A 14557-nucleotide genomic window follows, 5' to 3' on the forward strand; every position below is an offset into this window, starting at 1 on the left:
CGCGACCAAGTCCGGCCCCAAGCCCGGCCCCGATGCCGCAAGCGACGCCTGAAGGAACCGCCATGTCCGCACTCACCAGCCTCTATCGGTCGCTCGCGCATCACCGCCTGTTCGCGCTCCTCAACATCGGCGGTCTCGCACTGGGGATCGCGACGTTCCTCGTGCTGTTCCTCTTCGTCCGGTTCGAGACCGGGTACGACCGCGTATTGCCGCAGCAAGACCGGTTGTGGGTGATGGAGGAACGCTATGTGATGCCGGGCTATCCGGCGGACACCAACCCGAACACGATGGGCAGCGAACTCAAGATCCTGCAGGCGGATTACCCGCAGCTGGTCGGCACGCGCTACATGAACATGGCGGCGACGGTGCAGCAGGGCGGGCAGGCGACCGCCGAGGATTTGGGCACGGTCGACCCGAACTTCTTCGATCTCATGCGCTTTCCCGCGGTCGAGGGGAATCCAGCGGCAACGCTCGCCGATCCGAACGGCCTGGTGGTCACGCAGAAGACCGCGCGGAAATATTTCGGGAGCCAGTCGGCGATCGGCCGGACGCTGCAACTGTCGATCGATGGGACGACCTATCCCTACAAGGTCGGGGCGGTCCTGCGCGACATGCCCGACGACGTCACGTTCAAGAGCGAGATGTTCGCGCAAATCTCACGGACTCGCTTCGGCAACGAGTGGTGGGAGCATTGGGGCAGCGCGTCGCTGACCACGTTCCTGCGGTTTCCCGATGCGGTGGCAGCGCGGGTGTTCGAGGCGCAGTTGCCATCCTTTCTCGACCGCCATGCCTATGCCGGCGGCAATCTGAAGAAAGGCGAGTATTTCCAGTCGCTGCGGCCGCTGACCGCGATGCATCTGTATAGTCCGGGTGATCGCGCGATCGTTACAACTCTGGGTGCGGTCGGGTTGCTGACGCTGCTCATCGCCATCGTGAACTACGTCAATCTCGCGACCGCACGCGCTGGGCTACGCGCGCGCGAAGTGGCGATGCGCAAGGTCCTGGGTGGCACGCGGCGGTCGCTCATCCGCCAGTTCCTGGGCGAGGCGCTGGCGACGGTCGCTGTGGCGGCGCTGATCGGGCTCGCGCTGGCCGAGATCGCGCTGCCTTTCATCAATGCGCTTGGCGGAACGACACTGGCGATCCGCTACGTCGGATGGGACGGCGTCGTCCTGCCGCTGGTCCTGCTGGTCCTCGGCATCGCTTTGGTCGCGGGGCTGTATCCCGCGTTCGTGCTGTCGGGATTTCGCCCTGCCGCAGTGCTCGCCTCGACGCGAGCACCAGGTGGCGGGCGTAGCGGGACTCGTCTACGGAGCGCCCTAGTGGTCGTGCAGTTTGCGATCGCAATCGCGTTCGCCATCGCGACCGGAGTCATGCTCAAACAGACCGAGCATATCCGTGACGCCGATGTCGGGTTTCGCCGCGACGGCTTGATGATCGTCCGCTCGCTGATGACCGGCGGGATCGACTCCCCACAGCGCGCTGCGATCCTGCGCAGCCTCGCGGCGGCCCCCGGCGTCACCGGCGTCACCGTCGCCAACAATGCCCCGGGCGACCAGAGCACGACCAATTTCTCGGGATACAGCCGTGCAGGCGCGTCGGGCAGCAAGATATCGTTGATGGATGTCGGCACCGGCCGCGACTATTTCCGCGTGTACGGCGCGCGTCTCGTCGCGGGGCGCTTGTTCGACGCCGCGCATGCCGACGACCGCGGCCTGTTGACGCTTGCCGAACGCAAGAGGGCAGGGCCTAATGTGGTGATCAACCGGACGGCGGTGACAGCGCTGGGCTTCGCGTCGCCGGCCGCAGCACTGGGGCAGTCGATCAACGACGGCGAGCGGGACTCGACCATTATCGGCATAGTCGACGATCTGCGCTTCAGGAGCCCGCGCGATGCCGTCACGCCGGTCGCCTACACCTACAACACCGTCGATATCCTCTCGCCGTTCGCGGCGGTGCGCTATGCCGGCCGCGATGCGAAGACGATGATGGCGGCACTCGAGGCGGCGTGGAAGCGCGTCGTTCCCGGCGTTCCGTTCGAGGCGCGCTCGGTCGAGGACAATCTGTACCAGCGCTATTACAAGGCGGATGCGCAACGCTCGCGGCTGTTCACGATCGGTGCGGTGCTGGCGATCCTGATTGGCTGCATCGGGCTCTACGGCCTGGCGGCGTTCGACACCGCGCGACGCGTCAAGGAGATCGGCATCCGCAAGACGCTCGGTGCCTCGACAGCCGAGGTGTTGCGGCTGTTGATCGGGCAGTTCCTGCGCCCCGTGATCCTCGCCAACCTCGTCGCGTGGCCGCTCGCCTATGTCGCGATGCAGCGCTGGCTAGGCGGGTTCGACGACCGCATCGCGCTGTCGCCGTTGTTCTTCGTCGGCGCGTCGTTCGCCGCAGCGCTGATCGCGAGCGCGACCGTCTTCGGCCAGGCATGGCGCGTCGCCCGCGCCGAGCCCGCGCGCGCGCTACGCCACGAATAGGGGCCGGTCGATGTCCTCAGCCTTCCCGACGCTGTACCGTTCGCTCGCCCGCCATCGGCTACACGCCGTCCTCAACATGGGCGGGCGGGCGCTCGGCATCGCGTGTTGCCCCAGGACCAGCCGTCAGACGGCGCGCGCACGTTCCTCGACGATCCGCTCCAGCATCGACAATGGCATCGCACCGGCTTCCAGCACATCGTGGAAATGCTTCAGGTCGAAGCGATCGCCGGCGATTGCCTTGGCCTTCTCGCGCGCACGCAGCCACGCCGCATGACCGATCTTGTAGCTGCATGCCTGACCCGGCGAGACGCAATAGCGCTCGACTTCGCGCTGCGAGCGCCCGGGGGCGAAGCCGACCGTATCGACCAGATACTTCGTCGCCTGATCGTGGGTCCACCGCTTGGTATGAATGCCGGTATCCACGACCAGGCGTGCTGCGCGGAACAGGAATGATTGCAGATAGCCGGCGCGTTCCACGGGCGAGGCATAGCCGCCGAGTTCGTCGGCGAGTTGTTCCGCATAGAGCGCCCAGCCTTCTAGATACGCGTTAAAGAAGGCGATCTTGCGCAGCGGATGGGTGGGCGCACGCTGCGCGGTCGATATCTGGAGATGATGCCCCGGCACGCCCTCGTGATAGGTGAGGCTCGGCAGCGTGTATTTTGGCCAGTCGTGCACGCTCTTGAGATTGATCCAGTAGATCGCGGCACGCGAGCCATCGAGCGGCGCGCGGAAGTAATAGCCGTTGGGTGCACCGTCCTGGATCTCGGGCGCGACGCGGCGGATTTCAAGTGCCGCGTTGGGCGGGTTCGTAAATGCCTTAGGCAACCGTGCCTGCATCGCCTGGACGCCTGCGTTGAGGCTGGCGAGCAGCTCGGCACGGCCGGCGTCTGTGTTCGCGAACAATTGCGCGGGCAGGCGGTTGAGCTGGTCGAGGCGGGCACCGACGCTGCCCTGCGTGAGGCCCTGTCCACGCAGGATCTGATCGAGCTGCGCGGTGAGTTCTGCGACCTGCTGCAGGCCCATGCGATGGACTTCGTCGGGCGACAAGCTGGTGGTTGTCGCCTGGGCCAGCGCGGCGGCGTAGATCGCATCGCCGTTGGGGATCGCCCAGATGCCGGCGGCGCTGCGCGCCGAGGGCCGCAGCGAGCGCAGCAAAGCGATCTGGCGATCGAGCGCCGGATAGACCTGGGTCGCGACGATCCGGGCAGCGCGTGCCTGCCAATCCCCGGCGATCTTCGCGGGGCCAGTGCGGCTGGTCAGCGCCTGGACGAGCTGGTTGTCGGCCGGGCTTGGTGACCGGAGGTTCGCCATTTGGCCTAGCGCGAGATCGAGGGAGAAGTCGGGCGCCAGCCGGCCCTTGGCGGCCTCGCGACGCTGAACCTCGGTTTCGTTATCCAGCTGCCGGCCCATCATCGCCAATCGATCCAGATAGGCTTCTGCATCATCCGCGGTCTTCACCGGGTGGGTCGAGGCCAGGAAGTCCGGCATGGAGAAATAGACGCCGTCCTGCTGGGTGATCGGATAAGGCCCCTGCGGCGAGGAGAGGCCGAACTTCTCCGGGCCGACCATGTTCGACTGGATGCTGTAGAGGACGACTTCGCGATCGATGCGCGCCTGCGGCGACAGCGAGGCGGGATCGACCGCGGTGACGAGCGCCTTTGCCTTGCGGTTCCGAGCCAGATCCTTCGCGATGGCGGCGTAGCTGTTGTCGCCCAGCATGTGGCGCAGATCGACATCCTTGCCGGTATCGAGCCCCAGCGAGGTGGCGAATTCCGGCGATTGGCGAACGGTTTCGCGCAGGACCTGATCGAAGGCCGCGTTCAGCCGGGCGTCGCCCGGCGATGGTGCCGCTGCTGTTCCTGCCGAAGTCTGCGCAAACGCGGATCGTGTGGGTAGCACGCTCAGCGTGGCGGTAGCGGCACTGGACATGATAAAAGCGCGACGATCCATGCCGATGTTCCTGACTGTGAAGCTGATGGCGCCACGCTAGGCGACAGTAGGGCAGCCGCGCAACCCTACTGCATTGGACAGCCCCAGCAGTACAGCCTCACGCATCGTGCAGTCAGGCCAATGCGCAGCCAACCCCGCTCTGTGACGTCCGTACATCTTCCTGGACTTCGCCCGCTAAAGGGGAAGCATTTCCGGGTTTAGGGATTGATACGAGGCATGGATGATGTCTGATGTAGCGCAGTAGCCAATCAAACTCCCTCTCCGAGTGTTCCAACATCTTGACGATTAATGTGCCCCGCGTGACAAGGGAAATAGTGTCCTTAAACGGTCCATCAGCCGGCCTAAGACGTGCGTATAATGATGAGAGGATCGACCTGTGACGCCACGGCTATTAGCGTTGGCATGCGCTGCGACCGCACTGATGGGGGCCAGGCCCCCTGAGGTTCGACCCGCAATCACGGGGATCTCGCATCTCGCTGTCTACTCGCGCGACATGGCGAAATCGGAGCATTTCTACACGCACGTACTCGGCGCACGGAAAGGTATGGACCCGCAGAACGCAGCCGGCGTCCGCTTCTATTTCAGCTCTCGTCAGTTCGTCGAGGTGTTGCCTGCGCCTACCGGACACGGCGCCAGCATGCTCGCCCATGCGGCCTATCTCACGACGGACGCAGCGCGCCTGCGCTCATGGTTCATGGCGCAGGGCATGACGGAGCTTGGTCCGGTCCGGGGCGTGGCTGGCGGCGATCGTTGGTTCGTTACGCACGATCCGGAAGGTAACGAGGTCCAGTTCGTTCAATCCGCCAGTCCGGATGCCACTGCGGTACCTGGCGCGATAAGTAGTCGCGTCATTCATGTCGGCTATGCGGTCCATGATCGCGCTAAACAAGACAGCTTCTACCGCCGCCTGCTCGGCTTTCGACCCTATTGGTTTGGTGCGTTCGAGCCGACAAAGGTCGACTGGGTATCCCAGCAGGCGCCGGATGGGCGTGATTGGATGGAATACATGATGGTCGGGCCGGGATCAGACGTGCCGATCGCCAAGGTGAATGCCAACCAGCTTGGCGTCCTCAACCATTTTTCGCTTGGCGTGTCGAACATGCAGGCAGCCGTCACGACATTGTATCGGGAAAGCCGCTTGAGCCCGCATCACGATGGACCCCAGATGGGGCTGGATGGCAAGTGGCAGGCCAACTTCTACGATCCGGACGGGACCCGGGTCGAGTTGATGGAGTTTCAGCCAGTCACCAAACCATGCTGCTCCCCCTTCACCGCCGAAAGCCCCACGGACTGAGGCCAACGTGATCCTCCGGCGCGTATCGCGTCAACGCGCCGCCGAAACCCGCCAAACGACGTTGCCGGTATCATCGGCAACGAGGACCGCGCCTGTTCGGTCGACGGTAACGCCGACGGGACGACCGCGAACCTTGCCATCGGGCGACACGAAGCCGGACAGAAAGTCCTCGGCCTTGCCGCTTGGACGCGCGTTGCTGAACGGTACGAACGCAACCTTGTAGCCATTCAGTTCGTCGCGATCCCAACTGCCATGCTCGCCGATCAGGGCACCGCCGCGGTAGCGGGGCGGAAGAGACGACCCGGAATAGAATGTGAGTCCAAGCGCCGCGACATGGCTGCTCAGCGCATAGTCCGGAACGATCGCCCGAGCGACCAGATCGGGTCGCTGCGGCATGACGCGTGGATCCACGTGACGGCCGTAATAGCTATAGGGCCAACCGTAAAAGCCGCCATCGCGTACCGAGGTGAGATAATCCGGGACAAGGTTCGGCCCCAGTTCATCGCGTTCGTTCGCGACGACCCAAAGCGTGTTGGTCCCTGGGTAAAAGTTGGGGCTGTTCGGATTGCGCAGTCCCGTGGCGAACACGCGGGAGCGGCCCGATGACCGGTCGATTTCCCACACCGCCGCACGGTTCCTCTCGGCCTCCATGCCGTTCTCGGTGATGTTGCTGTTCGATCCAACCGTCGCATAGAGCAGTTTCCCGTCCGGGCTGAGCGTCAGGCTCTTCGTCCAGTGATGGTCGATTGGCCCCCCGGGCAATTCGGTCAACCGCACGGGGGCGGCCGTGATCCGGGTCTGACCGAGCGTATAGGGATATCGCAGGACCGCGTCGGTCGCTGCGACGTACAGATAATTGTCAGCAAAGACGACGCCGAACGGCGAGAAAAGATGGTCGACCAGAACCGTACGCAGTTCGGGTACGCCGTCACCATTGGTGTCCCGTACCAGCGTGATCTGATTGGTCCCGCCCTTTGGTTTAGCACCGTTCTGCCCTGTGGCGCGCTTTTGAACCCATGACACGATAGGGTTCTTCGGGCGCGTGATCGGATCGAGGTTCGGGCCCTGGGACTCGACGATGAGTACGTCGCCGTTTGGCAATGCCAGGACGTTTCGCGGATGGTTCAGATCGCGTGCCAGCGCCTGTACGCGAAGGCCAGCCGCAGCGGTGGGTGCTTGGCCGGCACGCCATCCCACGACCTCGGCGACGTGGATGGGCGGAACCAGATATTGCTTTGGCGCAGGCAAGACGGGATTCGATCCGATCTGCGAATTGCGATCGAACTCTGCGCCGCCATCGTTGCAACCGGAAAGCGCGATCACCGATACCACCGCGACACCCGCGAGAAGGTTCCGGGCGCGCGGCTTTGCGACGATCACGACCGCACCCCGACGCGATGCTTGTAGACGAGCGACCCGCCAAGCCACGCACTGACCCCGAGCAATACCACCGAGATCACCGATAAGGTCAAGCCTGTCGGTACCACGCTCGTCCAACCATCGCGGCTGTGAATGAATGCGTTGAAAAGCTCGATCACGAACACCCCGAGGTTGATGATCATATGCGGGGTCGCCGGACGTGCCGCGCGCACTCGGCGGTCACCGGCATAGTCGATCATCCCGGTCACGGCAGCTAGTCCACCCATCACCAACCCGGCGGTGATCAGCCAGATGGAAAAGTTGCTCCACATGATGTTTGCCGACTTTAGATAAGCAAGATCGGTTAGCAGCGCGCCTATGAAGCAAACGATCGGGAACGGTACCAGCATGGGATGGAGGGGGTGGCCAAAAAGCTTGGCCGTGGACCTAGGGTTTCCCCCGTCGCTGCGATGCTCTTCAAGTCGAATGCTCATACTGTCTAAGCGTTAAACTGGGCAGTCAGTTCCCGGCCATAAAGTATCCGAGCAAGTATCGATCGTATTTAAATGTAGATCAGTACGTTTTCCCCCAAACTAACCGCCGTTCTTCGGACATACTAACGACGATGGTACACGAGGCTAAGTAACATGAAATTTCTGACATGTTGTCGTGGCGCGCGCTTCGCGTGGTCGGCAATTGCCGCGCTGGCGTCCATCGATGCGTCAGCGCAGTCGGTGCCGACGATCGATACCGAGGATGCGACGTTAGGGTCGGCCAAAATATCCGGGGGCGGCGACCTTCACCCTCAACTGGTGTTCGACGTCCGCAATGGCGACTTCGCGCGAGGCAATTACGATGACGATCGTGCGGACCTAGACCGGCTGCCTGCTCATGCGCAAGTCGCGGTCGGGATCGATCTGTCGCACGGCTCGGATGGCGTGGCGACTAGCTGGCTGGTGTTGCGCTCCTCCAATGGTTTTCATGCGCCGTCGACGGGAGAAATGTCGACACCGCGGATATGGTACGAGAGCAACAACCTCGCCGCTCTGGTGTTCACGCCGCTGAAGGGGCTGAGAGCCGCCGGGGTCTATACGATCAAGACGAGTCCGAACGGCGTGTCGGCCACGACGCACGAGGCGAGTCTGTCGCTTGCCTATTACGGCGATGACGTAGTTGGCAAATTGTCGCCGACCTTGGCCGTCACGATGCGACCGAAGGGAGACAACGGAGTCTTCACGCTGGCGGCGATCGAACCGAGCTTCGACCTTTCCGAGCGCAAAGACGGGCCGAAATTGAGCATACCTATCGCGATAGGGCGAGGGTGGGGCGGCTTCTATGGTTCGGGAAGTGGCAGCCGTAGCTACCTCAGCGCCGGCGCCGCCCTTGAGCAGCCATTTCTGCTGGGCGCCATGCAGTGGAGTACGCGCCTTGAGGCGCTGGCAGTCGTACGTGACGATCGCCTTGCCGCGTTGAGCGGTCCGCGCGGGGAAACCGGTACCGTCGTGCCGCTGATCACGTGGTCAGTGTCGACGGCATATTAGTCCATGATGGCTATCGGGAACCAATACGCCGCCGATAAACGACGCCGCCGGCCGCGGCTGCTGAAACCGACACCCGAACGACATTCGAAGGCCGAGGCGACAGCAGCGACTGCACGGAATAGTGCCTAAATCAGCCATTCGAAGGCACGCTTCAATCGTGCCGCACCATCGCTGTCGAATGGGCGCCCGTGCGCGAAGATCACCCGGTCAGGCTCGAGCGCCACGATCGCCTGCACGGCCTTTTTGGCGTTCGCTCCACCTAGCCGTACCGGTAGGCGCAGGTACCGTGCGGTCGTGCCGTGCGTCGCAGCGGAGGCCTGCATCACCATTCGCGTGATGGGCGGAAGCTTTTCAGGATCTAGGTTTTCGATGAGGTCGACGAGAACGAGCGTCTTGGTTGGCCGGTGGAAGAACCAGACCTCGTTGAAACCGGCACCGCCATGCACGATGCCCTGATCGAGCGTGCCCGACCATTCGGCGGGGGCTGTCTCACCCAGTTCGGCATCGAACCGGACGGACGATGCACGGACCGGCGCCCGGTCCCGTAGCCCCGGCGCGGCCCAGGTGGTCGCTTCGGGGTGGGCGCGTTGCCAGTTGGCAAGGAAAGTCCAGTGGGCCACGTTGGGTGCGACGAGATGCCGCACCCGACCCAGCGCCTCGACGGCCTGGGCCAACTCGGTCGAAAAGGGGGTGGGCGAGTGTAACAGCAGATCGCCGTTATCGAGCCGAAGGATCGTCATCCGTACAGGTAACGCGAAACCCATCGCATCGATCGGTCCGCTGTCGACGATCCACACACCGTCGGCAACTGCTTTGGGGACATCCAGTGGCGGGTAGGTCGCGCGGCGCCGGCCCTCTGTATCGTCCGAGCGTCGGCTACCGACTGCCAGTGCCCAAAGGCCTATGGCGGCGGCGCCAGCGAGGCCAGCCGCGCCGATCAGCCGATGGCGTCTGCCCCTCTGTGAGGATGCTTGGTCCGCGAAGAAGCGTCGCATATCGGCCAGCAGGAGCTCGGGCTGCTCGAGTGCAGCAAAATGGCCGCCGGCCTTCATCTCGTTCCAGTGGACGATGTTGTAGGTCTTGCGTGCGTGCGATCGTGGCGGCGGCGGGAAGACGGGGTCTGGGAAGGCTGCGACGCCGGTCGGCACCTTGATGCGGCTGCCGGCCGGAAATTGGCCCGACCCCTCCAATACGCGACCGCGATACATCCAGGTCGATGTGATGAAGGACCCCTCGACAAGGTAAAGCATGATGTTGGTGAGGAGCGTGTCCTCGTCGAAGGCTTGCCAAAGATCGGGCCGGCCCTGTTCGTCGCGCGGCACGTCCGCCCATGCACCGAACTTTTCCAGGATCCAGGCGGCAACGCCGACGGGGCTGTCCGCCATGGCAACTCCGAGCGTCTGCGGACGCGTGCCCTGCTCTTGCGAGTAGCCGGTCTCCTCCTTGGCCAGCGTCGCGCGTCGTGCTGCCCAGGCGAGTTCGTCGGGCGTCTTCGGCGATACGTCTGCAGCCTGGATGAGAACCATGTTGAGGTGCAGCGCGTCGATGGTTTCAGGATGATCGTGCGCCATCCAGCTTCCGATTGCTGCGCCCCAGTCGCCGCCCTGCACCAGATAGCGAGCATCCCCGAACAGTTCGGTCATCAGGCCATGCATGATCCCGCCAGTTCGACGCGGTCCGATCGGTGCGGCAGGACGCCCGGAGAAGGCGTAGCCCGGGAGCGAGGGCACGACGACGTCATGGCCGTCGGCCACTAACGGGGAGATCAGCGCTTCGAATTCGATGAACGACCCCGGCCAGCCGTGCAGCAGGAGCAGCGGTGCGCGTGAACCATCGCCCCGCGCATGAACGAAATGAAGCGCCTGGCCGAGCACTTCGCTGGTGAAGTGGGGTAAAGCATTCAACCGACGTTCCTGCGCACGCCAGTCGAACCGAGTACGCCAATAATCCACGAGCCGCTTGAGGTCTGCGAGGCCGACACCCGACTGCCAGCCTCCGGCGTCGGGCAGCGCGCCCCAGTCGAACGATGCGACTTTGGCGTTGATGCCGGCGAGCCGCTCGTCCGGTACTGCAATCGTGAAGGGCTTTGCCATGTCGTGTCCTCGCGCTCCGAGGCGACGCGCCCCTTCTTGATCGACAACGCGCTCGCGCACCTCGCGTTCAATCATTCGGTAGCCACGGGCAAAGTCGAGAGACGGCGGAGGTTGCGTCAACGTCTGCACGGCAAATCGCCAACGGAACTCGATCGCTTCGCATCAAGCCATGACAAGCTCGATGTTCGGATGATCGCTGAAGATCTCCATGACGATCTCGAAATAGGTTTGTCCAGTGCCACGCTCGAGTGCGTCCAGTTGGCGACCAATCGCAGCCACGTCGAAGCCGGCCGGTCGCTGCAACTTTCTGGCGAGGAACGTTCGGGTCGTCTCGACACCGAGCGCCGACCTGCTGGCCGCAACGTCCTGCCAGACGATACGAACCCGTTCCCGCCCCTCGATCGCGCCGTAGCCGCCATAGAGCAGGTCGTTCAGCGCATCGAGGCTTTCGCCCAATTGCCAACCTTCCTTGGCCATAAACACCCGGTTTATCTCGGCGTAGAAGGTCGGGATATCGCTGATATTCCGGCCGATGATGGTCAACGTCTTCATCCACTTACTCCCGGACCATGCCGTCGATGGGCCGTAACGAACTTGGCCAGTTCTGCGCCTCCCGCTTCAGTTGCCGTCGAAGGCCCAGCGCAACGTTTTCGCCATCTGTCGTGTACCGGACCGAACGACCGGCCTCATGAATATCGGCGACGCATGCAGGCCATGCATCCGACGTGCCCAGCTCGGGAGAAGGTCCACCGCCGCCTGGGCGATGGTTCGTTGAAGCGGTATTGCCAGTGGGTTGCCCGGTGTCTGATTGAGCACCAATCGCGCGACCTCGCGCGTGCGACCGTCTGCGATCAACGCCGGCTGCATATTGCGAAGCGCCTGATTCGTGCCCGCACGGTTCCGCGGGAGGGCGTCGGCACCCAGTGCCGATCCTATGCTCGCGAACTCGGCGTAGTAGAGATCCTCCTGCGCGAGCGTCAGTCGACGATCTCCGTAGTGTTGCCACGCCGCCAGGAAGGACCACGCTTCGGATACATGGACCCACGCCAGTAACCTGGAGTCGTCGGCACGGTAGGGCGTACCGTCGGGAAGCGCGCCACCGATGTGCGAATGGACCGCGCGGACTCGCGCTATTGCCGCCTCTGCCTCCGCGCGCTCGCCATATGTGGTCGCAGCGATGAATCGGGCAGTGCGCCGCAGCCTGCCGAGCATATCGGTTCGGAAGTTCGAATGGTCCCAAACCCCGGCTAGAACGGCTGGATGTAGCATCTGCAGGAGCAACGCGGACACGCCGCCAACCATCATGCTGACAACGTCGCCATGCACACGCCAGATCATGGAATCGGGCGGAAACAGCGCATCATCGCTCCGCTTCACCGGCTCCTCGCCACGAGCCTGGTCATTGAACAGAGTCCGCACCTGTCGCACGATGCCGGTCTTGGTCTGGTCGCGGATCGATAGCAGGCTGTCGTTCATGCCGTCACGAACGCCCGAGCACGTATTTAGCAACGGCGGATCGGTCATCGACATGCTGAGACCTGTCATAGATGCCGTCCTATATTGACGGCCCCTGCCATCTGAGACCATCGCGTTGCCCATGACAAAGAGCAAGGGACGCACCGGCGCGCATGCACGCGCCAATATCCAGCCTGCACCGACGGCGACCGAGCTCGATGCAGCCAAGCGAGAGGTCACGCAGATCGAGGGGCGGCTGGTCGGCCTCGCTGCCGGGCATCCGTCGGTCAAGATCTGGAAGGCCCGTCTTCGTGCAGCTCAAGCCGTGATCGCCCGCGCCCCGCGCGACGGTTAGCCGCTGCGACTACGGTGTCTGACGGAGTCAGCTTCGGTGGACGGACGCTGTAGCGACGCGGGCGCTATCAACCCCTTGTACTCGCTCATAGAGCCAGCGAAGATCGGGCATCAGCACCGGGAGCGTCCTCTATGCGTCGTCGAACTTTCATTGCCGCCTTGCCGGGGGCCGCATTGCTACCGGGCATAGGTATGGCGCAGGGCGGTCAGGCCGGACCCGGCGTTCCGGGCAAGCAGGGCGTTCCGGGACCGGGACAGGGTGGTGCGCCTCGGCCGAAGACCGCGACGCTCCCCCCGCGCTGGGTTGCCGGCGAGGACCGCTTCCTGCGTCCCGACGTGGCGGCGGGCGACCGTCCGGTCGGCGCGAGTTTCGCCTCGCGCACCGCTGCCTATGGCCTCAACGGCGCGGCGGGGACCGCACACCCGCTGGCGACGCAGGCCGGGATCGACATCCTGCGCCGAGGCGGATCGGCGGTCGACGCTGCGATCGCGATCAACGCGTGTCTCGGTTTCCTCGAGCCGACATCGAGCGGCATCGGCGGCGACGCCTATGCGATGATCTGGGATCCGAAGCAGCGCAAGGTCGTCGGCCTCGCCGGATCGGGCGCGTCGCCGCGGGGCCTGAGCCTGGAAACGGTGCGGTCGCGGGCACGCGGCGGGGCGCTGCCGCCGCTGGGTGCGGTGTCGGTATCGGTGCCGGGCGCTGTGGATGCCTGGTGGACGATGCACCAACGCTATGGCCGGCTGCCCTGGGCGCAGTTGTTCGAGCCGGCGATCGCGCATGCCGAGGCAGGCGCGCCGGTGCCCGACATCATCGCCTATTACATCCGGCGCAGCATGGCGGCATTCCGCCGGCCGGGTAACGGCATCGAGGAAACCGCCAACGCCCTCAGGACCTACGGCCTGGCCGACGGCAAGGGCCCGGCGATCGGGCAGGTCTTTCGCAACCCCGATCTCGCTCGCACCTATCGCGCGATCGCAGCGGGCGGACGCGATGCGTTCTATTCCGGCGAGATCGCCCGCGTCATCGATCGCTACTTCAAGCGGATCGGCGGCTGGCTGCGCCTTGAGGATTTGGCCGCGCACCGCTCGGAATGGATCGCGCCGCACCGGACGGGCTATCGCGGCGTGGACGTGCATGCGCTCGGTGCCAACACGCAGGGCATCGCAACGCTGCAGATGCTGAACATCCTCGAGACCTTCGATCTCGGCGACGCAGGCTTCCAGTCACCGCTGTCGATCCATCTGCAGGCGGAAGCGAAGCGGCTCGCCTATGAAGACCGAGCGCGCTTCTATGCCGATCCGCATTTCAGCAAGGTCCCGGTCGAGTGGCTGGTATCCAAGGACTATGCCCGCGAGCGCGCGACACTGATCCGCCGCGACCGGATCCTCGATCCCGTCCATCCCGGCCAGGCGCCCAGCCACGGCGACACCACCTATTTCAGCTGTGCCGACAAGGACGGCATGATGGTGTCGATGATCCAGTCGAACTTTCGCGGCATGGGGTCGGGACTGGTCGCCGATGGGCTCGGCTTCATGTTCCAGGATCGCGGGCAGCTGTTCAGCCTCAGGGACGGCCATCCCAATATCTACGCGCCCGGCAAGCGGCCGTTCCAGACGATCATCCCCGGTTTCGCGACGCGCGGCGGCGATCCCTGGATGAGCTTCGGGGTAATGGGCGGCGACATGCAACCGCAGGGGCAGACGCAGATCATCGTCAACCGCGTCGACTATGGCCTCGAGATTCAGTCGGCGGGCGACGCGCCGCGCTGGCACCATGAGGGCTCGTCGCAATCGATGGGGGAGGACAGCGCCGGGCTGGGGCCGCGTGGATTGCTGCGGCTGGAATCGGGCGTGCCTGTCGCCACGAAGCAGCGCTTGGCCGACATCGGCTGGACGATCGGTGAGCCCGATGGCGGCTTCGGGCGCTACGAATGCGTCGAGCACCGCATGGACGGTGACACGCGTGTCTATGCCGCGGCGAGCGAGATGCGGGCCGACGGCTGCGCTCTGGCCTATTGAGGGGATGAC

General features: G+C 64.3%; 11 protein-coding genes. 5 read left to right on the top strand and 6 right to left on the bottom strand.

Going from position 1 to position 14557, the window contains the following annotated elements; all coding sequences use genetic code 11:
• Positions 1–62 precede the first annotated feature (62 nt).
• Complete coding sequence (locus ASE69_RS00210) at positions 63–2480, top strand: ABC transporter permease (RefSeq protein ID WP_056482842.1); 2418 nt, start codon at positions 63–65, stop codon at positions 2478–2480.
• 123 nt (positions 2481–2603) lie between these two features.
• On the opposite strand, the gene ASE69_RS00215 is transcribed toward ASE69_RS00210, so the two are convergent.
• Positions 2604–4430: a DUF885 domain-containing protein gene (locus tag ASE69_RS00215; protein ID WP_056481310.1), complete on the bottom strand. Its 1827-nt coding sequence runs from the start codon at positions 4428–4430 to the stop codon at positions 2604–2606.
• 421 nt (positions 4431–4851) lie between these two features.
• On the opposite strand from ASE69_RS00215, the gene ASE69_RS00220 reads away from it, so the two are divergent.
• On the top strand, positions 4852–5724 hold the full coding sequence (locus tag ASE69_RS00220) for a VOC family protein (RefSeq protein ID WP_056482845.1): 873 nt from the start codon (positions 4852–4854) through the stop codon (positions 5722–5724).
• Positions 5725–5754: 30 nt separating this feature from the next.
• Here ASE69_RS00220 and ASE69_RS00225 read toward each other — a convergent pair whose 3' ends face one another.
• Together ASE69_RS00225 and ASE69_RS00230 are read right to left on the bottom strand one after the other, a co-directional pair.
• Positions 5755–7104, bottom strand: coding sequence for a PQQ-dependent sugar dehydrogenase (locus ASE69_RS00225; protein ID WP_235517857.1), 1350 nt, complete (start codon positions 7102–7104; stop codon positions 5755–5757).
• Positions 7101–7577, bottom strand: a complete 477-nt coding sequence (locus tag ASE69_RS00230; protein WP_056481313.1) for a DUF2231 domain-containing protein — start codon at positions 7575–7577, stop codon at positions 7101–7103. Before ASE69_RS00230 ends, ASE69_RS00225 begins: the two co-directional genes overlap by 4 nt.
• A gap of 153 nt (positions 7578–7730) precedes the next feature.
• Between ASE69_RS00230 and ASE69_RS00235 the strand changes: the two genes are divergently transcribed.
• Positions 7731–8624, top strand: coding sequence for a hypothetical protein (locus ASE69_RS00235; RefSeq protein ID WP_056481315.1), 894 nt, complete (start codon positions 7731–7733; stop codon positions 8622–8624).
• A gap of 125 nt (positions 8625–8749) precedes the next feature.
• Here the strand turns inward: ASE69_RS00235 and ASE69_RS00240 are convergent, their stop codons facing one another.
• The 3 genes from ASE69_RS00240 to ASE69_RS00250 all read right to left on the bottom strand — a co-directional run bounded on the left by ASE69_RS00240 (position 8750) and on the right by ASE69_RS00250 (position 12193).
• Positions 8750–10717, bottom strand: coding sequence for an alpha/beta fold hydrolase (locus ASE69_RS00240; protein ID WP_082452795.1), 1968 nt, complete (start codon positions 10715–10717; stop codon positions 8750–8752).
• 162 nt (positions 10718–10879) lie between these two features.
• On the bottom strand, positions 10880–11269 hold the full coding sequence (locus ASE69_RS00245; RefSeq protein ID WP_056481318.1) for a barstar family protein: 390 nt from the start codon (positions 11267–11269) through the stop codon (positions 10880–10882).
• 66 nt (positions 11270–11335) lie between these two features.
• A complete protein-coding gene (locus tag ASE69_RS00250) occupies positions 11336–12193 on the bottom strand; it encodes an oxygenase MpaB family protein (protein ID WP_056482850.1) in 858 nt (285 codons plus the stop codon).
• Between the two features lie 121 nt (positions 12194–12314).
• Here ASE69_RS00250 and ASE69_RS00255 point away from each other — a divergent pair, with 121 nt between their 5' ends.
• Complete coding sequence (locus tag ASE69_RS00255) at positions 12315–12527, top strand: hypothetical protein (RefSeq protein ID WP_056481321.1); 213 nt, start codon at positions 12315–12317, stop codon at positions 12525–12527.
• A gap of 131 nt (positions 12528–12658) precedes the next feature.
• A complete protein-coding gene (locus ASE69_RS00260) occupies positions 12659–14548 on the top strand; it encodes a gamma-glutamyltransferase family protein (RefSeq protein ID WP_056481324.1) in 1890 nt (629 codons plus the stop codon).
• Positions 14549–14557 lie beyond the last annotated feature (9 nt).

The sequence above is a fragment of the Sphingomonas sp. Leaf208 genome, from assembly GCF_001421415.1.
Classification (GTDB): domain Bacteria; phylum Pseudomonadota; class Alphaproteobacteria; order Sphingomonadales; family Sphingomonadaceae; genus Sphingomonas.